At 52.2% G+C, this 18,692-nt stretch carries 19 protein-coding genes; 1 reads left to right on the top strand and 18 read right to left on the bottom strand.

Features of this window, described 5'->3' with window-relative positions:
- Nucleotides 1-74 precede the first annotated feature (74 nt).
- The 18 genes from BRW83_RS03790 to BRW83_RS11955 form a co-directional block, all read right to left on the bottom strand.
- Entirely contained in the window at nucleotides 75-1,235 is a 1,161-nt protein-coding gene (locus BRW83_RS03790) for an MFS transporter (RefSeq protein ID WP_005881408.1), read from the bottom strand.
- Between the two features lie 21 nt (nucleotides 1,236-1,256).
- The gene (aroC, locus tag BRW83_RS03785) at nucleotides 1,257-2,381 is read right to left on the bottom strand and encodes a chorismate synthase (protein WP_005881409.1); all 1,125 of its coding nucleotides are present in this window, start codon (nucleotides 2,379-2,381) and stop codon (nucleotides 1,257-1,259) included.
- 104 nt (nucleotides 2,382-2,485) lie between these two features.
- Complete coding sequence (gene nuoN / locus BRW83_RS03780) at nucleotides 2,486-3,973, bottom strand: NADH-quinone oxidoreductase subunit NuoN (protein WP_005881410.1); 1,488 nt, start codon at nucleotides 3,971-3,973, stop codon at nucleotides 2,486-2,488.
- 17 nt (nucleotides 3,974-3,990) lie between these two features.
- Nucleotides 3,991-5,484: an NADH-quinone oxidoreductase subunit M gene (locus BRW83_RS03775; protein ID WP_005881411.1), complete on the bottom strand. Its 1,494-nt coding sequence runs from the start codon at nucleotides 5,482-5,484 to the stop codon at nucleotides 3,991-3,993.
- Between the two features lie 18 nt (nucleotides 5,485-5,502).
- Nucleotides 5,503-7,635, bottom strand: a complete 2,133-nt coding sequence (gene nuoL / locus BRW83_RS03770) for an NADH-quinone oxidoreductase subunit L (RefSeq protein WP_036603102.1) — start codon at nucleotides 7,633-7,635, stop codon at nucleotides 5,503-5,505.
- A gap of 52 nt (nucleotides 7,636-7,687) precedes the next feature.
- Nucleotides 7,688-7,999, bottom strand: a complete 312-nt coding sequence (gene nuoK / locus BRW83_RS03765; protein WP_005881413.1) for an NADH-quinone oxidoreductase subunit NuoK — start codon at nucleotides 7,997-7,999, stop codon at nucleotides 7,688-7,690.
- A complete protein-coding gene (locus tag BRW83_RS03760; protein ID WP_005881414.1) occupies nucleotides 7,996-8,631 on the bottom strand; it encodes an NADH-quinone oxidoreductase subunit J in 636 nt (211 codons plus the stop codon). The genes nuoK and BRW83_RS03760 overlap by 4 nt, the downstream gene beginning before the upstream one ends.
- A gap of 15 nt (nucleotides 8,632-8,646) precedes the next feature.
- Complete coding sequence (gene nuoI, locus BRW83_RS03755; protein ID WP_005881415.1) at nucleotides 8,647-9,135, bottom strand: NADH-quinone oxidoreductase subunit NuoI; 489 nt, start codon at nucleotides 9,133-9,135, stop codon at nucleotides 8,647-8,649.
- A gap of 10 nt (nucleotides 9,136-9,145) precedes the next feature.
- Nucleotides 9,146-10,219 carry an NADH-quinone oxidoreductase subunit NuoH gene (gene nuoH, locus BRW83_RS03750; protein ID WP_005881416.1) on the bottom strand — a complete coding sequence of 358 codons (1,074 nt, stop codon included), beginning with the start codon at nucleotides 10,217-10,219 and terminating at the stop codon, nucleotides 9,146-9,148.
- Complete coding sequence (gene nuoG / locus BRW83_RS03745; RefSeq protein WP_086131821.1) at nucleotides 10,219-12,552, bottom strand: NADH-quinone oxidoreductase subunit NuoG; 2,334 nt, start codon at nucleotides 12,550-12,552, stop codon at nucleotides 10,219-10,221. Before nuoG ends, nuoH begins: the two co-directional genes overlap by 1 nt.
- Nucleotides 12,553-12,558: 6 nt before the next feature.
- Nucleotides 12,559-13,860 (bottom strand): NADH-quinone oxidoreductase subunit NuoF, encoded by a 1,302-nt coding sequence (gene nuoF, locus BRW83_RS03740; RefSeq protein WP_005881418.1) that lies wholly within the window; start codon nucleotides 13,858-13,860, stop codon nucleotides 12,559-12,561.
- Entirely contained in the window at nucleotides 13,857-14,336 is a 480-nt protein-coding gene (nuoE, locus tag BRW83_RS03735) for an NADH-quinone oxidoreductase subunit NuoE (RefSeq protein WP_005881420.1), read from the bottom strand. Before nuoE ends, nuoF begins: the two co-directional genes overlap by 4 nt.
- A gap of 19 nt (nucleotides 14,337-14,355) precedes the next feature.
- Nucleotides 14,356-15,609 carry an NADH-quinone oxidoreductase subunit D gene (locus BRW83_RS03730; RefSeq protein ID WP_005881422.1) on the bottom strand — a complete coding sequence of 418 codons (1,254 nt, stop codon included), beginning with the start codon at nucleotides 15,607-15,609 and terminating at the stop codon, nucleotides 14,356-14,358.
- On the bottom strand, nucleotides 15,609-16,211 hold the full coding sequence (locus BRW83_RS03725; protein ID WP_005881423.1) for an NADH-quinone oxidoreductase subunit C: 603 nt from the start codon (nucleotides 16,209-16,211) through the stop codon (nucleotides 15,609-15,611). Before BRW83_RS03725 ends, BRW83_RS03730 begins: the two co-directional genes overlap by 1 nt.
- Nucleotides 16,212-16,222: 11 nt before the next feature.
- On the bottom strand, nucleotides 16,223-16,702 hold the full coding sequence (locus BRW83_RS03720) for a NuoB/complex I 20 kDa subunit family protein (protein ID WP_005881424.1): 480 nt from the start codon (nucleotides 16,700-16,702) through the stop codon (nucleotides 16,223-16,225).
- Between the two features lie 18 nt (nucleotides 16,703-16,720).
- Nucleotides 16,721-17,080 carry an NADH-quinone oxidoreductase subunit A gene (gene ndhC, locus BRW83_RS03715; RefSeq protein WP_005881425.1) on the bottom strand — a complete coding sequence of 120 codons (360 nt, stop codon included), beginning with the start codon at nucleotides 17,078-17,080 and terminating at the stop codon, nucleotides 16,721-16,723.
- 215 nt (nucleotides 17,081-17,295) lie between these two features.
- Nucleotides 17,296-17,628 (bottom strand): helix-turn-helix domain-containing protein, encoded by a 333-nt coding sequence (locus tag BRW83_RS03710; protein ID WP_005881426.1) that lies wholly within the window; start codon nucleotides 17,626-17,628, stop codon nucleotides 17,296-17,298.
- Between the two features lie 82 nt (nucleotides 17,629-17,710).
- Nucleotides 17,711-17,935, bottom strand: coding sequence for a hypothetical protein (locus BRW83_RS11955; RefSeq protein ID WP_231284502.1), 225 nt, complete (start codon nucleotides 17,933-17,935; stop codon nucleotides 17,711-17,713).
- Here BRW83_RS11955 and BRW83_RS12055 point away from each other — a divergent pair.
- Nucleotides 17,831-18,448: a tetratricopeptide repeat protein gene (locus BRW83_RS12055; RefSeq protein ID WP_257789319.1), complete on the top strand. Its 618-nt coding sequence runs from the start codon at nucleotides 17,831-17,833 to the stop codon at nucleotides 18,446-18,448. The genes BRW83_RS11955 and BRW83_RS12055 overlap by 105 nt on opposite strands.
- Nucleotides 18,449-18,692 lie beyond the last annotated feature (244 nt).

Below are 18,692 nucleotides of genomic sequence, written 5' to 3'. Positions count from 1 at the left end.
ATATACTTTGTTGACTAATAAATTATTATGCCACATTCAGCGGCAAACCTGACAGAGCATAGGGTTATTGCGTTTTATTTTGGCACTTGCCAGCGAAATGATTGCCATGCTGCAAGAAATGCGATGAGTGCAAAACCGGATGCGACCCAGTAAACGGCTTCCGGCGTGAAATCCTTCCACACCCACGACAGGAAGAACCCGCCGAGCGTACCGCCGACACCGTAGGAAGCGCTGATGAAGAGCGCTTGTCCTCTCGCCTGCAAGGGACCCGCAAACCATTTCTGGATGCTTAAAATGGAGGCAACGTGATGCGAGCCGAAAGTCGCGGCATGCAAAATCTGGGCGATCAGCAAAATGATGAACGACTCAGCCCCGAACCCGATCAGGGCAAAACGCACGACCGCCAGAAAGAGGCTCGTCAGCAAAATGGCCTTGATACCGAAGCGCTTCATGATCGGTGCCTGATAGATGAAGAAAATGATTTCAGCGGAAGCGCCGATCGCCCACATGATGCCGATCGTGACGCTGCTGTAACCGATCACGGACAGGTAAAGCGAATAAAACGCATACAGTGCCGAGTGCGCCGCCAGCATAAAACAGCCCGAAACCATGAAAGCGATCACTTCACGCTGGCTCATCACCTGCCAGACCGACACCATTTTTTTGGCGACAAGTGTTTGCGGCGTCTGGTAAAGGCACAGGCTGACGACGAGAACGGCTCCGAGAATGGCCGCACCGACCCAGGGCATGAGGCCGATCCCCGTCCAGTCCAGCACAAAACCGGAAGCCGCCGTCATGAAGACATAGCCGACCGACCCCCACAGACGCAATTGCCCGTAACGGGACATATTGCCCTGCATTTCCGACAGGATCAGGGCATCGGACAAGGGGCCTTGTGCACTGGTGAACAGATTGACGGCAATCATGAAAAAAGCGAAATACCAGAAGCTGCCGCCGAAGAAGAAACCGGTGAATGCAATCAGCGCCGAGCCCGCCGTGAACTGGAGCACCCGGGCACGCTGCCCTGTCCAGTCCGCCATCCATCCCCACAGGTTCGGCCCGACAATACGCATGGCCTGCATGAGCGACATCAGAATGCCGATTTCAAACGCACTGATACCCCTGAACGCCAGGTAAAGGGAAACGAAGGTCGGGAAAACACCGACGAAACTGTAATAGCTGAAATAAAACGCGCCGAAACCGAGCGACTGTTTAGGCCATGAATTGTCTGACACGACTCGATCCGGTAAACATCCTTATTCGCCGTCGATGGACTGCGGCAAATCTCCTTCGACAGGAGGAAACGGGGGAAGCACGTCGGCGCACTGCGCACGATGCTGCAAAACGGCATCCATCAATACCAGCGCCAGCATCGCTTCCGCGACCGGAACGGCCCGAATGCCGACACATGGATCGTGGCGGCCTGTCGTTTCGACAGTGACCGCCTCACCCTGCCCGTCAATCGACTGGCGTGGCAGACGAATGGAAGGCGTCGGCTTGATGGCGATGGACACACGGATATCCTGACCGGTGGAAATTCCACCCAGAACACCGCCCGCATGATTGGTCTGGAAACCATCAGGCGTGATTTCATCGCCATGCTCGGAACCTTTTTGTGCAACCGAAGCGAAACCGTCGCCGATTTCAACACCCTTGACTGCATTGATGCCCATCATCGCAGCAGCGATTTCAGCGTCGAGTTTTTCAAAAAGCGGATTGCCAAGACCGACGGGCACTTTGGTCGCCATGATATCGACTTTCGCGCCGATGGAATCGCCCGCTTTGCGCAAGGCGTCCATCTTTTCCTCGAGCGCACTCAACAAGGCGCTGGAATCCGTCGCCGCAAAGAATAAATTGTGCGACGTGAAATTCCATGACTGGAATGGAATCGGCGTATCCCCCAGCTGGGAAAGACAAGCTTTGATTTCGACACCGTAACGTTTTTTCAGCCATTTTCTGGCAATCGCCGCTGCGGCAACGGTCACAGCCGTCAAACGGGCTGACGAACGGCCACCACCTCTCGGGTCGCGCAAGCCATATTTGAGAAAGTAGGGATAATCGGCATGGCCGGGGCGAAAAACGTCGGCGATATTGCTGTAATCCTTGCTGCGCTGGTCCTGATTTTCGATCAGAAGCGCTATCGGCGTACCGGTGGTTTTTCCCTGATAAACGCCTGACAGGATTTTGACGGCATCCGGTTCACGGCGCTGCGTGACGAAACGGGAAGTGCCGGGTTTGCGGCGATCCAGTTCAGGCTGGATATCGTCTTCCGACAAGTCCATTCCCGGAGGGCAACCGTCGACAATACAGCCAATGGCCGCGCCGTGCGATTCCCCGAACGTCGTTACCGAAAACAGTTTTCCGAAAGTATTGCCAGCCATAGCTCGATCCGTAAAATATTTGAATTAACCTGATTTTAACATCCCCGGTTTATAAACGCGCCACGATAAATGCCGGTTTACTTTCAGACAGACGCAACACCCGGTTAAAGCAGGAAAGCGCTGTTGATGGCAAACACGCACCAGTCCAGCAGACTGCCCGGCAAAATGCCCAGCACGATGATCAGCAATCCATTGACACCAAGCGCAACCGACATATCCAGCGGGACGCTGATTTTCCGCTCATCCGCAGGCTCGTCAAAATACATGAACTTGACGACCCGAAGATAATAAAACGCGCCGATCACGGCAAAGACAATCCCGACGATTGCCAGCCAGATCAGTCCTGCATCGACCAGTGCCTGAAACACGGCGAATTTGCCGAAAAAGCCGACCAGCGGCGGAACACCGGCAAAAGAAAACATGCAGACGAGCATAATCAGGGCATACCATGGATTGCGACGGTTCAGGCCACGAAAATCGTCCAGTCTGTCCGCTTCCAGTCCCTTGCCGGACATCATCAGGATCACGCCGAACGCACCGAGCGTCGCCAGCACGTAGACTATGGTGTAATACATGGCCGAACTGTACGCGAAAGTGGAAGCGATGACGCGAGTCCCTTCCCTGACTCCGGCCAGCATGCCCAGCAGCATGTACCCCATCTGGGCAATCGTCGAATAGGCGAGCATGCGCTTGATGTTTTTCTGCATGATCGCGGCGACATTACCCAGTGCCATCGACAGGATAGCAATGATCATCAGCATCTGCTGCCAATCGAAAGCCAGTGGCAACAGCGCTTCGACCAGAATGCGCAGGCAGATCGCAAACCCGGCCAGTTTCGGTGCACCGGCGATCAGCAGGGTAACGGCTGTCGGCGCGCCTTCGAATACGTCTGGCACCCACATATGAAACGGTACGGCACCCAATTTGAAGGCGATACCGGCCACGACGAAAACGATACCGAAAACCAGAATCGTCCGGCTGATACCGCTGTAAGCCGATATTCTTGCCACTTCGATAAAATCGAGCGAGCCTGTCGCCCCGTAAAGCATGGAAATCCCGTAGAGCAAAAGGCCTGAACCCAGCGCGCCCAGAATGAAAAACTTGGTTGCTGCCTCGACGGCCTTGCTGTCGTTTCGTTTCAAAGCCACCAGTGCATAGAGCGGAAAAGACATCAGTTCAATGCCCAGATACATCGTCAAAAAATCCGCAGCGGAAATGACGACCATCATGCCGAGCATGGCAAAAAGAGACAGGCTGTAAAACTCGCCACCCAGATGACCCGAGGTCAGATTCCGTTCATTGATATAGCGGCGTGCATATACCAGCGTGAATAGCATGGCGATATAAGTACACAGCTTTAACAGAATCGATACGGCATCGGAAATGAAAGCCCCCCCGAAGCTATAGGCAATATTTTTTTCCTGTGGAAAAATGAATGTGACGGCGATACAGCCAAGTATCGCCAATATCGACAAACCGAATGTGACATCCCGCCTGTTTTGCGGCAAAAACAGGTCGATAAGCAATATCGCCGGTACCGATGCGATCAGTATCAGTTCTGGCAGGGCGGGAAGCAGGTTCATCGAATTCATGTCGTCTTATCCGCCTCTTACAGTTTGGACTGCGAAACATGCACCAGCAGATCGGCAACGGACGTCTGCATGACATCGGTCACCCATGCAGGATAAATCCCAATCGCAAGCACGAAAGCACCCAGAACCACCAGCATGAAAAATTCCCTCGCACTGATGTCTTTCAATGCCGCAACCTGTTCGTTTTCAATTGGCCCATAGAGTACACGCTTGATCATCCAGAGCGTATAAGCCGCGCCCAGAATCAGGGCCAGCGCACCCGCGGCACCGATCCAGACATTGACCTTCACCGCTCCCAGAATGACCATGACTTCACCCACGAAACCGGACGTTCCCGGCAAACCGCAATTCGCCAGCGCAAACAGAACGAAGAACGCCGCAAAACGCGGCATGACAAAGGCAACGCCACCGTAATCGGCAATCTGGCGGGTATGCATCCGGTCGTAAAGTACGCCGACACAGAGGAACATGGCGGCCGAGACGAAACCGTGCGAAATCATCTGTACCAGCGCCCCATCGACGGTGATGTTTTCAAACAGGAAGAAACCGAGCGTCACAAAGCCCATATGCGCAATGGACGAATAGGCGATCAGTTTCTTCATGTCTTTCTGGACAAGCGCGACCAGCCCGATGTAGATCACGGCGATCAGCGACAGCGCGATCATGAGCCATGCCAGCGTCCGGCTGGCGTCCGGCAGGATCGGCAGGGAAAAACGGATAAAACCATAAGCACCCAGCTTCAGCATGAGGGCAGCAAGAATGACCGAGCCACCCGTTGGCGCCTCGACGTGGGCATCGGGCAACCAGGTGTGTACCGGCCACATCGGAACCTTGACGGCAAAGGCCGTCAAAAACGCGATGAAAAGCCATATCTGCACGTTCAGGGGAATCGGCGCGTTATACCAGGTAAAGATATTGAAACTGTTCGTTTGGAGATAGAGGTACAGGATACCGATCAGCATCGGCAGCGACCCGAAGAAGGTATACAGGAAAAACTTGAACGCTGCATAAACACGCCGTTCACCACCCCATACGCCGATTATGACGAACATTGGGATCAGGGTCGCCTCGAAGAAAACGTAAAACAAAAGCCCGTCAAACGTCGAGAACACACCGATCATCAGGCCGGACAGGATCAGGAAAGCCCCCATGTATTGCGCGATCTGTTTCTGGATGACGTTCCATCCAGCAATGACGACGATCAGCGTAATCAGCGCCGACAACAGGACGAACCACATGGAAATCCCGTCCACACCCAGCGCGTACTCAACATGAAAGAGTTTGATCCATGAATGCCGCTCGACGAATTGCATGCCGTGTGCGCTTCTGTCGAAATGGATCGCCAGTGGCAAGGTAACGGCAAAACTGACCACCGCGCCGAGAAGCGACAGCCAGCGAACGAACAAGGCTCTTTCATCCTTCCCGGTCACGAGTACCAGCAAGCCGAAAAACACCGGGCACCAGATCGCTAGCGACAGGACTGGAAAGGCTGAATACGACAGATTAGGCATATTTATCCGATCAAACTTTTATCTCAAACTGATGGGAACAAACCAGAACAGCAGGCACAACAGGCCGATAATCATGGCAAAAACGTAATGGTACAGATAGCCCGACTGGAAGTGCCGGACGATAGAGGCGATCCAGCCCACCATTTTCGATCCCCCGTTTACCAGCACACCGTCGATCATGACGACATCGACCACCTTGAACACGACACGTCCGAGCTTTTTCGTTCCTTTCACAAAGAAGCGGGAAATAATCCAGTCGTCGATCAGTGTTTCGTCAATTTTCTTCCACAGGACATTGCCCAGCCACAAGGTGCCGTTCACAAATACTCTTTCATACAATTTGTCCAGATAATACTGTTCAACCAGCAGCCGGTGCAGGAAGCGGAACCGGCGCCGCAGGCGGATCGGAACCACCGGATTGCCCATGTAGAAATACCATGCCATCGCAATACCGGCTATCGCCAGCCAGAAAGTCGGTGTCATGATTTCATGCAAAGTCATCGACAGGGCATTATCGAAATGAAGCGCCAGCGCCTGCATACCCGCATGCTTCTCGTTATCGACGAAAATCACGTCCTCGAAAAAATTACCGAACACCATCGGCTCGATCATGAAATATCCGGCGATGACCGACGGAATCGCCAACAGTATGAGCGGCAAGCGGATGATCCAGGACGATTCCTGTGGTTTTTCGCCGGGAAGCAGGCCGATGATATTGCCCTGCGGGATTTTTTCCTTTTCAGCCGTCTTCAGATTGACCAGTTGCTGCCGCTGGAAGCGTTCTTTTCCGTGAAAAACATAGAAAAACAGCCTGAACGTATAAAAACCGGTAACGAACAAACCGGCAATAACGGCGACCAGAGCGACAGTCGAACCGGTCACGGATGATGCCCTGACCGCGCCGATAATCGTTTCCTTGGAATAGAAACCGGAAAAGAAAGGCACGCCAGTCAGGGCCAAAGAACCGATCAGTGCCGTTATCCATGTCAGCGGCATGTATTTGCGCAAGCCGCCCATGTTCCGGATATCCTGATCGTGATGCATGCCCAGAATGACCGAACCAGCAGCAAGGAAAAGCAAAGCCTTGAAGAATGCATGCGTCATCAGGTGGAAAACGGCGACAGAATAGGCCGAAACTCCGAGCGCGACGACCATATAACCGAGTTGCGACAAGGTCGAATAGGCAATGATCCGCTTGATGTCGGTCTGCACCATCGCGACCAGTCCCAAAAAGAGTGCCGAAATCGCACCGACAACGACCATGACGGAAAGCGCCGTCTCGGACAATTCATACAATGGCGACAAACGTGCCACCATGAAAATACCGGCGGTCACCATCGTGGCGGCATGGATCAGCGCGGAGATCGGTGTCGGGCCTTCCATCGAATCCGGCAGCCAGACATGGAACGGGAATTGGGCCGATTTACCCATTGCGCCGACAAAAAGGAAGAGGCAAATCGCCGTAATGACGAGCCAGCCGGTTCCCGGCAAAGTCATCATCGCCAGTTGTTCACGTATGGTGAAAACGTCCTGATAGTTCAGCGAACCGGCAAATGCAAAGACCAGCCCGATCCCGATAATGAACCCGAAATCGCCCACACGGTTGACGAGGAAAGCTTTCAAACCGGCTGACACGGCCGTCGGTTTTTCCAGCCAGAACCCGATCAGCAGATAGGAAACGAGTCCGACCGCTTCCCAACCGAAGAAAAGCTGCAGGAAATTGTTGCTCATCACGAGCGAGAGCATGGAAAAGGTAAAGAGGGATATATACGAGAAAAAGCGGCTGACGTTGTCGTCGTTTTCCATATAGCCCATCGAATAGATGTGGACCAGCAGGGAAATGAAGGTGACGACGACCATCATCATGGCTGTCAGCTTATCGACCAGAAAACCGATTTCCAGTTTCAGATTCCCGATAGTCGCCCATGTATAGACCGGCCCGTTGAACTCCGCTCCGGAAATGACTTCCAGCAAAATCAACAATGAACAGACGAACGAAATGGCCACACCCAAAACCGTGACAGCTTTCGACGTTCTCCGGCGGATGAGATGGCCTCCGAACATCGAACCCATCAGGCCGGCGATCAATGCGCCCGCCAGCGGCGCCAAAAGCGCAGCCAGCAATAAATGGACGTTCAGTTGATCCGGCATTCCCGTTCTTTCCTTAAATTATTCTGTAAATGCTTGCGTTCATATAATCACGTCATCCCTTCAGGCTATCCAGATCGTCGGTCTTGACCGAACTGATCCGCCTGAAAAGAACCACCAGTATTCCCAGACCGATTGCCGTTTCCGAAGCGGCTACCGTCAGGATGAAAAACACGAAAACCTGTCCGGCAATATCCCCGAGATAGTGGGAAAAGGCGATGAAATTCAGATTGATCGCCAACAGCATCAGCTCAATCGACATCAACAACATGATCAGATTACGCCGGTTGATGAAAATGCCCATCACCCCGATCGAAAACAGGATCGCCGCCAGAATCAGATAATGCACCAGTGAAACGGTCATCATGGCGCATCCTCCCGTTTGGTTTCCTGTTCAAACGTTTCCGCTTTCATCTCGACAATGCGTATCCTGTCTTCAGCCCGGACATGAATGGCCTTGTTGGCCGACGTATATTTGGCGTCCGTTCTTTTCCTAAACGTCAGTGTCACGGCCGCGATCAGCGCGACAAGCAGGATGATCGCTGCAATTTCAACATTGAAGAGATAATCGGTAAACAGGGCTTTCCCGATCTCCGCCGTCAATCCGATTTTCGACGCACTTTTCGGAACGTGTGAATCAATCATCCAGAAGCCGCGGAAAAGAACCGCCGACATTTCAAGCACGATCGCCACGCCCACAATCGTGGCGGAAATCATATTCTTTCTGGCTGCCCTTTTCAGTTCGGTCAGATCCAGATCCATCATCATGACGACGAAAAGGAAGAGCACCATGACAGCCCCGACATAAACCAGAAGCAGGATCAGGGCGAGAAATTCCGCTTTCAGCAGTATCCAGATCGCCGCCCCGGTGAAAAAAGAAAGGACAAGATACAGCACGGCATGCACAGGATGTCGCGACGTAATGACGCGCAACGCCGCCAGTACCATAATGGCGCCAAACACATAAAAGAGAACGTTTGTCAGTTGCATGGCATTCATAAAGCGATCAGGCCTTTAACGGTAGGGTTCATCGGCATCCTTCGCTTCCTTTATTTCTTCCTTGTATGTATCGCCTACTTTCAGCAAAACTTCCTTCGAAAACAGCAAATCGTTTTTCCCGTCGGCACTATATTCGAACATCGGTATCTCGACAATGGCATCGACCGGGCACGCTTCCTCGCACAGGCCGCAGAATATGCATTTGCTCTGGTCGATATCGTATCGCGTCGTCCTTCTCGTCCCGTCCTCCCGCTCTTCCGTTTCGATCAGAATGGCCTTGGCCGGACAGACAGACTCACACAATTTGCAGCCGATACATTTTTCCTCGCCGTTTTCATCGCGCATCAGGGCATGCATGCCGCGGAAACGGGGCGACAAAGGCGTTTTTTCTTCCGGATAACGAACCGTCGCCTTGCGCCTGAACATGACTCTCAAAGTCAGGGCCATTCCCTGAATCAGTTCGATCAGGGAGAAGGTTTTGAAAAAATGTTTTATCGTTTTCATCCGCTTTGCCTCATTGCCATATATTGAAAGGCGTCTGCATCCAGCAGGCGATGAAAACGAGGTAAGCCAGTGTAAGCGGAATCAGCACCTTCCAGCCAAGCCGCATTGCATGATCGTAACGGTAACGCGGGAATGTCGCCCGAACCCAGATGAATATGAAAACGATGGTGAACGTCTTGGAAGCCAGCCAGATCCAGCCCGGCACCCACGCGAGAAAAGACCAGTTGACCGGCGCCAGCCATCCTCCCAGAAACATGATGGCCGCCATCGTCGAAAACAGGACAATATTGGCATACTCGGCCAGATAAAACATGGCAAACGCCATACCGGAGTATTCAACCATATGACCGGCGACGATTTCGGATTCCCCTTCTGTCGTATCGAACGGATGCCGTCCGGTTTCCGCTATCGAGCAAATGATATAAACAACGAAAATCGGAAAAAGCGGAATCCAGTTCCAGGACAGGAAAGTGAATCCGTAACTGGCGAAAAAGCCATGACTTTGCCCGATGACAATATCCGAGAGATTCAGGCTTCCAGAGACCAGCAGGACGATCACGAGCGAAAAACCCAGGGGAATCCCAAAAGAAATCATGAGTGCCGCGGCACGGACCGCTCCCATCAGGGCATATTTTGAATTGGATGCCCACCCGCCGATGATGATCCCGTAAATACTGATCGACGTGATCGCCATAATGAACAACAGGCCTGCATTGACGTTCGCCAGCACCATATCCGGGCCGAACGGAATCACAGCCCATGCCGCCAGCGCAGGCGCCATCGCCAGTACCGGAGCCAGCCAGAACAAGACCTTGTCGGCCTTTTCCGGGACAATGATTTCTTTCAGAAGCAACTTGATTGCATCGGCGATCGGCTGGATCAGGCCAAGAGGGCCTACCCGATTCGGCCCAAGACGCGCATGCATCCAGCCGATCACTTTCCGTTCACCGAGAGTCAGGAAAGTGACGATACCCAGAATCGGCGCAAGAATGATGCCGATCCGGATCATGATCCAGACGACAGGCCACAGCGATCCGAAGAACAGATTGCCGTAGTGGTGCACCAGATTGAGCAATTCCGTCATCATGTGCGTCCGACTCCAATCCAGCCGTTTATCGGCCCCAGCATCGCGGTTGAAGGATGACCCGTCGCCAGCCTGACAACGTTATCCGGCAGTGTTTCGTCTTTTACGGCAGGCAGAACGGCTTCGCCTTGCTCCTGCCAGACTCTGACCTTGTCCCTGTCGTTCAATCCCATTTCATCAAACAGCGCGGCAGGCAGATGAACAAGCGGTTCTGCGGCAGCCTGTGTCTGTTGCAGGGAAGGTGCTCGACGAACGATCATGTCCGAAAAATAGAGCGGGACGTCGGCTATACGCCTAATGCCCGTTTCAGAAACGGTTTCGGATGCATCGAATTCCAGCAGGAGGCCACAGACATTGTTCAATTCTGCGTCAATATTCCGGTTGTGCAGGCATTCATCCCGGACCTGTTCAGACGAGTCATAGTCGAACTCAGGCAAATCAAGGAAATTGCCCAGCACCCGAAGCACTTTCCACGCAGGGCGCGTTTCACCCGGTGGCGCAACCGCTCCTTCAAAAGACTGCACACGCCCTTCGAAATTGATATAGGTTCCGGAGGTTTCGGTAAACAGGGCAACTGGCAGCAACACATCGGCCACATCGAGACTCTGTTTGAATGGTGTCAAGGCCACGACCATTTCCGCCTGTTGCAGTGCTGCCTTCATCTTCGGCTGATCGGCGACATCCAGTTCCGGTTCCGTCTGCAACAACAGGAAAGCTTTCGTCGAATCCGATGCAATATTGCTCAGGGTTTGTCCCGAACCCGGTGTCGGGAAAGCATTTGCCAGATAAGCGCCAGTCGCATTGGCTCCTTCTGTCAATACACCGAATTTCGCCCCGGTATTTTCTGCCAGCCATTCGGCCGCCATATGCAAGGCTGAAGCCTGTTCATGTTGCAGGGCAAGCGCTCCCAGAATGATCGCCCTGTTTTCTCCATCCATCAGTGACGCGGCAATACGGTCAGCCGTTTCAGTCACCGGCAGATTTCCCAGCCAGTCGGGAACAGGCATTCCTTTTTTTATTGCCACCGCAGTAATGATCTCGCCCAGCATGGACAACCATTTTGCGGGTGATCCGATAAACCTGTTTTCAACCGGCATCAGCCAGTCGTCATCGACGGCATGCAACATGCTGACTCTTGCACCGTTTATTGCCGCCTTTCTGAAACGGGCAGCCAGGAGCGGTGCTTCAGAGCGCAAAAACGATCCGATAACAAAAACCTGATCCAGACTCCCGATTTCTTCAATCTTCATACCCAGCCAGGGCAGGATTTTTCCATCCAGTGTGAAATCCGACTGGCGCAAGCGGAATTCGACTTTTTCCGATCCCATCTTGCGCACCAGTTTTTGCAGCAGAGACAACTCTTCCAGCGTTGCCTGCGGGGAAGCCAGCGCAGCCAGCGACGAGGCGCCATGATCCCGGCTGATACTCTTCAAACCATGTGTCACGTAATTCAGTGCCGTTTCCCAATCCGTCTCGATCCAGCGGTTATCCTGCTTGACCATCGGAACGGTCAAACGTTCAGGACTATTCAAGGCTTCATAAGAAAAACGGTCACGGTCGGAGAGCCAGCATTCGTTTACGGCTTCATTCTCGATCGGCAAAACACGCATCACCTGACCCCGCAGAGTCTGGACATTCATGTTCGATCCGAGACCGTCATGCGGGCTGACCGAACGATGCGACGCCAGTTCCCAGCCACGCGCCGAAAACCGGAACGGTTTGGATGTCAGCGCCCCGACAGGACAAACGTCGATCATGTTGCCGGACAATTCGGAATTGACGTTTTTATTCAGGAAAGTCGTGATCTCTTCACGGTCACCCCGGTTGACCATACCGAATTCCATCAGGCCACCGATCTCTTCGCCGAAACGGACACAACGGGTGCACTGGATACAGCGGCTCATTTCCTGCATGGAAATCAGCGGCCCGGCATTTTTTACGAAAACAATGCGTTTTTCCCCGGTAAAACGGGCTTTTGAAGTGCCATATCCGACCGAATAATCCTGAAGGAGGCACTCGCCTCCCTGATCGCAAACAGGACAATCGAGTGGATGATTGATGAGCAGGAATTCCATCACCGCTTTTCTGGCTTCGATGACTTTTACGCTATCGGTATGGACAAGCATGCCTTCCGTCACCGGAGTGGCACAGGCAGGCACCAGTTTCGGTGTTTTGTCGACTTCGACGAGGCACATGCGGCAGCTGGCCGTAATCGACAGTTTCTTGTGATAGCAGAAATGCGGGATCGGCTTGCCCGAGTCAAGCGCGACCTGAAGCAGTGAACTGCCCGGTTCCGCCTTTATTTTCTCGCCATCAATCTCGATTTCAACCATATTCATCTATTCCCGTGGGCCAGATGCTTCAGGGCACCGTTTGTGTTCAATGTGATATTCGAATTCCGCTCTGAAATGCTTTATGAACGATCGGACCGGCATTGCGGCAGCGTCACCCAGCGCGCAAATCGTCCTGCCCATGATATTGGCAGCGACATTATCCAGCAAATCCAGATCTTCCGTTTTTCCCTGACCGTTTTCGATCCGTTCGATCAGACTGACGAGCCAGCCGGTTCCTTCACGGCAAGGCGTGCATTGCCCGCACGACTCGTTCCAGTAAAAACGGGACAGGTTCAGCAGCGCTTTCACCATGCAACGTGTTTCATTCAATACGATCACTCCGCCTGTCCCCAGCATCGAACCGGCTTTCGCGATCGAGTCGTAATCCATATTCAGCTGCATCATTGTTTCAGCCGGCAACACCGGTGAGGACGATCCTCCCGGAATAACCGCCTTCATCGCAAGTCCGTCCTTCATGCCCCCGGCCAGTTCCAGCAATTCAGGAAACGAAATACCCAGTGGCACTTCATAATTGCCTGGTCTCGCTACGTCGCCGGACAGGCAGAAAATCTTGGTACCGGGACAATTGTTTCGCCCCAGAGCCGCATACGCATCGCCCCCCATCGCCATGATGAAAGGCACATAGGCCAGTGTTTCCACATTATTGATCGTCGTCGGCTGTCCGTACAAACCGTTCGTGGCAGGGAAAGGCGGCTTGAACCTCGGCTGCCCGCGTTTGCCTTCCATCGATTCCAGCAGTGCCGTTTCTTCCCCGCAGATATACGCGCCATAACCATGAAACGCGTGCAACTCGAAATCGAAACCCGAACCCTGCAAATCCCTGCCGATCAGCCCTGCTTCACGCGCCTGCCGGATCGCTTCCCCGAACTGTTCGTACACTGCCCAGATTTCACCGTGAATGTAGATATACCCGGCTGTAATGCCCATCGCATACGCTGCGATCAGCATCCCCTCGATAACCGCATGAGGGTTGTAACGAAGAATGTCCCTGTCCTTGAACGTACCCGGTTCGCTTTCATCGGCATTGCAAATCAGGTACATCTGTCCGGGATGATCTTTGGGCATGAAACCCCATTTGACCGCCGTCGGAAAACCTGCTCCGCCCCGACCGCGCAAACCGGAAGCCCTGACTTCATCGATAATCCGTTCACGCGGCATGCGTTCGGCAAGGATACGTTTGAATTGTTCGTATCCTCCGCGCGAAACGTAGTCCGCCAGTGTCCAGTTATCGCCCGTCAGTCCCCTGAAAAGCAGAGGTTCGGCATGACGGCCATGCAGGCAGGTCATTGTTTCAGTTCCTCCAGCAGTCTGTCGATCTTGTCGTTCGTCATGCGCATATGCATGTTTTTGTTATTCACCATAATGACCGGACCATCTCCACATGCCCCCATGCATTCGCTTGCCACCAGCGTGAAAAGTCCGTCCGGCGTGGTTTCACCGAATTCGATCCCCAGCTTCTGCCTGAGATACGCCGCAGCCTGATCGCTTCCCGTCATTTCGCAAGGCAGATTGGAACAGACCGCGATCTTGTACTTGCCGACGGGACTGGTATTGAACATGCTGTAAAAACTGGCGACTTCGCCCACCGCTATCGCAGGCAGTCCCAGATAATTAGCAACTTCCTTTATGACGTCAGGAGACAACCAGCCTTTTTCATCCTGTGCAACTGTCAGGGCGGCAATCGCCGCCGACCGTTTTTTTGTCGGCGGGAACTTTTCCAGTTCCCTGTCGATTTTCCGGTACGATTCCTCACTCAACAACATGTTTCACCTGTCAAATTTTCTAGCGGTCCACTTCACCGAACACGATATCGATACTGCCGATCACGGCAACCGCATCGGCAATCAGATGCCCCTTGACCAACTGTTCCAGTCCCTGCAAATGTACAAAAGACGGAGCACGTATTTTCATCCGGAAGGGTTTGTTCGCCCCGTCGGAAACCATGTAAATCCCGAATTCACCCTTGGGCGCTTCGACAGCCGAATAAATTTCCCCTTTCGGCAAATGAAAACCTTCCGTAAACAGCTTGAAATGATGAATCATTTCTTCCATTCCCGTTTTCATTTTCGCCCGTGGTGGTGTCGATACCCTGTAATCATCCGACTTGATCGGGCCGGGGTTCTGTTTCAGCCAGTCCACGCATTGCCGGATGATCCGGTTGGACTGGCGCATTTCCTCGACCCTCACCAGATAGCGGTCGTAACAGTCGCCTTCCTTGCCGACCGGAATGGCAAAATCCATTTTGTCATAGACGGCATAAGGCTGTTTTTTCCTCAAATCCCATTCCACCCCTGAACCGCGCAGCATCGGGCCTGTAAACCCGGCTGCCAGCGCGTCTTCCGGAGAAATGACGCCGACACCGACCAGCCTCTGTTTCCAGATCCGGTTATCGGTAAGCAGCGTTTCGTATTCATCCACACATTTCGGGAAACGGTTCGTGAAGTCTTCGATGAAATCAAGCAAAGACCCTTCCCGGTTGGCATTCAAGGTCTTGATGCGCTTGTCACTCTGGAATTTCGTCTTTTTGAATTTCGGCATCGAATCCGGCAAATCCTGACTGACGCCACCCGGACGGTAATAGGCAGCATGCATACGAGCGCCACTGGCCGCTTCGTAACAATCCATCAAGTCTTCCCTCTCACGGAAAGCGTACAGGATGACTGCCATCGCGCCCATATCCAGTGCTTGCGAACCCAGCCAGAGCAAATGGCTCAACAGCCGGGTGATTTCATCGAACATGACGCGGATGTATTGCGCGCGGATCGGCACGTCCAGTTCCAGCATCTTTTCGATCGCCATCACATAGGCATGCTCGCTACACATCATCGAGACATAATCGAGCCTGTCCATATAAGGGAGTGCCTGCAGATATGTCCGCTGTTCCGCCAGTTTTTCAGTAGCGCGATGGAGCATCCCGATGTGAGGGTCTGCCCGGACAATTGTTTCGCCGTCGAGCTCCAGAATCAGTCGTAACACGCCATGTGCGGATGGATGTTGAGGCCCGAAATTGATGGTGTAATTGCGAATTTCGGCCATCACTCCCTCCCGAATTTGTCATCACGGATCACGCGCGGCGTGATTTCGCGGGGTTCGATGGTAACGGGCTGGTAAACCACCCTCTTCTGTTCTTCGTCGTAACGCATTTCGACGTAGCCCTGAATCGGGAAATCCTTCCGGAAGGGATGACCGACAAATCCGTAATCGGTCAGGATGCGACGCAAATCAGGGTGCCCGTCAAAGAGGATGCCGTAAAGATCGAACGCTTCCCGCTCGAACCAGTTGGCTGAAGGCCAGATATCGACAATCGAAGGCACAGACGGCATCTGTTCGTCTTCAGCGAACACTCGCACTCGCAGACGGCAGTTGAATTCCAGCGACAGGAGATGGGAAACGACTGCAAAACGCTTGCCCTCCAAACCATTCGGGTCATTGTTGTAACCTGCATAATCAATGCCACACAAATCGATCAATTCCGCAAATTGCAATTCCGGAGCGCCTTTGAGCGTTTTCATCACGTCGAGATAATCGGATTTGCCAATGACAAGCGTCACCTCTGAAAAATCTTCACTTAAATGGGTGATACGCTCGCCGAAAACGGCGCGCAGGATCTCGATCAATTGTGCAGGATGTCTTCGCATATATTTTTATCCTACTGGCGCGCAATCGTACTGGTACGCTTGATTTTCGTTCTCAACTGGATCAGCGCATACAGCAAAGCCTCGGCTGTCGGTGGACAGCCGGGAACGTAAATGTCGACCGGAACGATTTTGTCGCAGCCTCTGACGACAGAATAGGAATCGTGATAATAACCACCGCCATTGGCACAGGACCCCATCGACACGACCCAGCGCGGTTCAGCCATCTGGTCATACACCTTCCGGAGCGCAGGCGCCATCTTGTTGCAAAGCGTACCGGCCACGATCATCAGATCGGACTGGCGCGGGCTGGCGCGGAAGAAAGTGCCGAAACGGTCCATATCGTAGCGCGGCATACTGCTGTGCATCATCTCGATAGCGCAACAGGCGAGACCGAACGTCACTGGCCATACCGACCCTGTTCGCAGCCAGTTGATGGCCGTATCCAGCGTCGTTGTGACAAATCCCTTGTCCATCAGGCCTTCAATCGCCACAAGCTTCTCCCTTTGCGCTTATTCCCAATTCAGCGCTCCCTTTTTCCATATGTACCAGAAACCTGCCACCAGTTCCGCCAGAAAAATCATGATTGCGACAAAAGCCTCCCAACCCAGATCCTTCATGGCCGAAGCCCAGGGAAAAAGGAAAGCCGTTTCCAGATCGAAAAGAATGAACAGGATCGCGATCAGGTAAAAGCGAACGTCAAACTTCATCCGTGCATCGTCGAAGGGCGCGATCCCGCACTCGTAAGGAGAATTTTTTTCCGCATCGGGACGATGAGGCGCAAGAATTCTCCCGAGAAACAGGGAAAAAACACCGAAAAACAATGCAACCAGAAGAAAAAGCAGAACGGGGAAGTAATTTTCTAGATTCACGTTCAGGCTTAAACACAGGAAATGTTGAAAGACAGGCCAGGCCCACCCATATGGCGCGAATTTCCGAAGGACAATTCAGTCTGGATCTTGTTGAAAAAAGATGAAACCGAACCGAAGCGACTCAGGAAACGTTTAGCAGACATACTAAAGCTCTATGATACACCGAAAATGGATTTTCCCCAAAACCCCTTCAGGATATCCCGGGTGAATTCCTTTTATTCCGGACTCAGTTTTTTCTGCACCAGATCGAGCACCTCATTCCTGTCGGCACGGTTCAACTGGCAAAACCCCAGAATCATTTCAGCAAGACTGTCGTCTTCCGCATAAAAATAGGCCAGTGGAACTCCCAGAACGTGTGCCAAAAGAATGGCCGTGGCTTCATCAGCCTGATGGACTCCCTTTTCATAACGATTGATACGCGTACTGGCTACGAACTCGTCTATGCCGGCCTCTATTCCAAGCCGTTTCTGGGAAAGTCCGGCTTTTATCCGCGCATCTTTTAAACGACGCGAAAAAAGCGGGAAATATTTTTTAGGCGATTCGGGCATCGTAGCTCTTTCAGTTGGCTACGATCATCGTAATTTTTGCTTGCAGACGATACTACGTTTATCGTAGTATCGTAGATAAAGATCAAAACTCCTGTTGATATTTTTCAGAAAAAAAAGCGACGCTGGAGAAAGTTGCCTGAGAGATACTATGAAAAGCCGTTTTTACCGCTTCAAACATCATTTTTCTTATATAGAAAAATGGGTGATTTTCAATGTTGTTTTTTTGACCATTTCTGCTTCGTCGTTTGCACAAACGCATCCGATAACCGGAACATCTGATCCCGACAGTCAACATACTCAGGTTCATCAAAAACTCCTGTCTCTCGCAGAAAATGGCGATCAGGATGCGCAGTACAATCTCGGACGTATATACCTGCAAGGAAAAGGAACACGTCAGGATTATCAGGCCGCCCGTAAATGGTTCATGCGCGCCGCCGAAAAAGAGGATGCCGGAGCCCAATACAATCTGGGAAATATTTATCAAAAAGGACAAGGGATTCAACAGGATTGCAAAAAAGCCTTTTTCTGGTACAAAAAGGCAGCTGCAAAATTCTATGCGCCGGCTCAGTACGCTCTTGGCAAGCTTTACTCAAGTGGATGTGGTGTCAATCAAAATTCATATAAATCGACAGAATGGATTCTTAAGGCAGCCTATAATGGCATGCCGGAAGCCCAATTTCAGATAGGATATCGGTATCTCACAGGCTATGGAATTCAAGTCGATAAAAACAAGGCCTATGAATGGCTGTTGAAGGCGGCAAAACAGGATAACCCAGCGGCAATAAAGGTTCTGAAAACAAATTTTTCCACAGAAATATGAAAGTTAGATCTATCTTGAAATGAAAAATCCATTTCACTAACTTTTTATAAGTCCGCCAATACACTGGCATTAAAAATTCAAAAAACTTTATGGTTACCGCAAGGGAACTATGCTGTGCTGCGGAATCCCGGTATTCAGGATTCAAATTACAGATCTTTTTGCTGTCGAACGTCAGCCCCCCCGAGTCTTATCCAAAAAACGACAATTTCATCTTTCCCACAGGAAAAATTAATATTCAACAACC

It is taken from the genome of Oxalobacter formigenes, from assembly GCF_002127965.1.
Classification (GTDB): Bacteria; Pseudomonadota; Gammaproteobacteria; order Burkholderiales; family Burkholderiaceae_D; genus Oxalobacter; species Oxalobacter formigenes.
The sequence above is the reverse complement of the archived record's forward strand: the minus strand, read 5'-3'. Positions and strand labels throughout refer to the sequence as shown.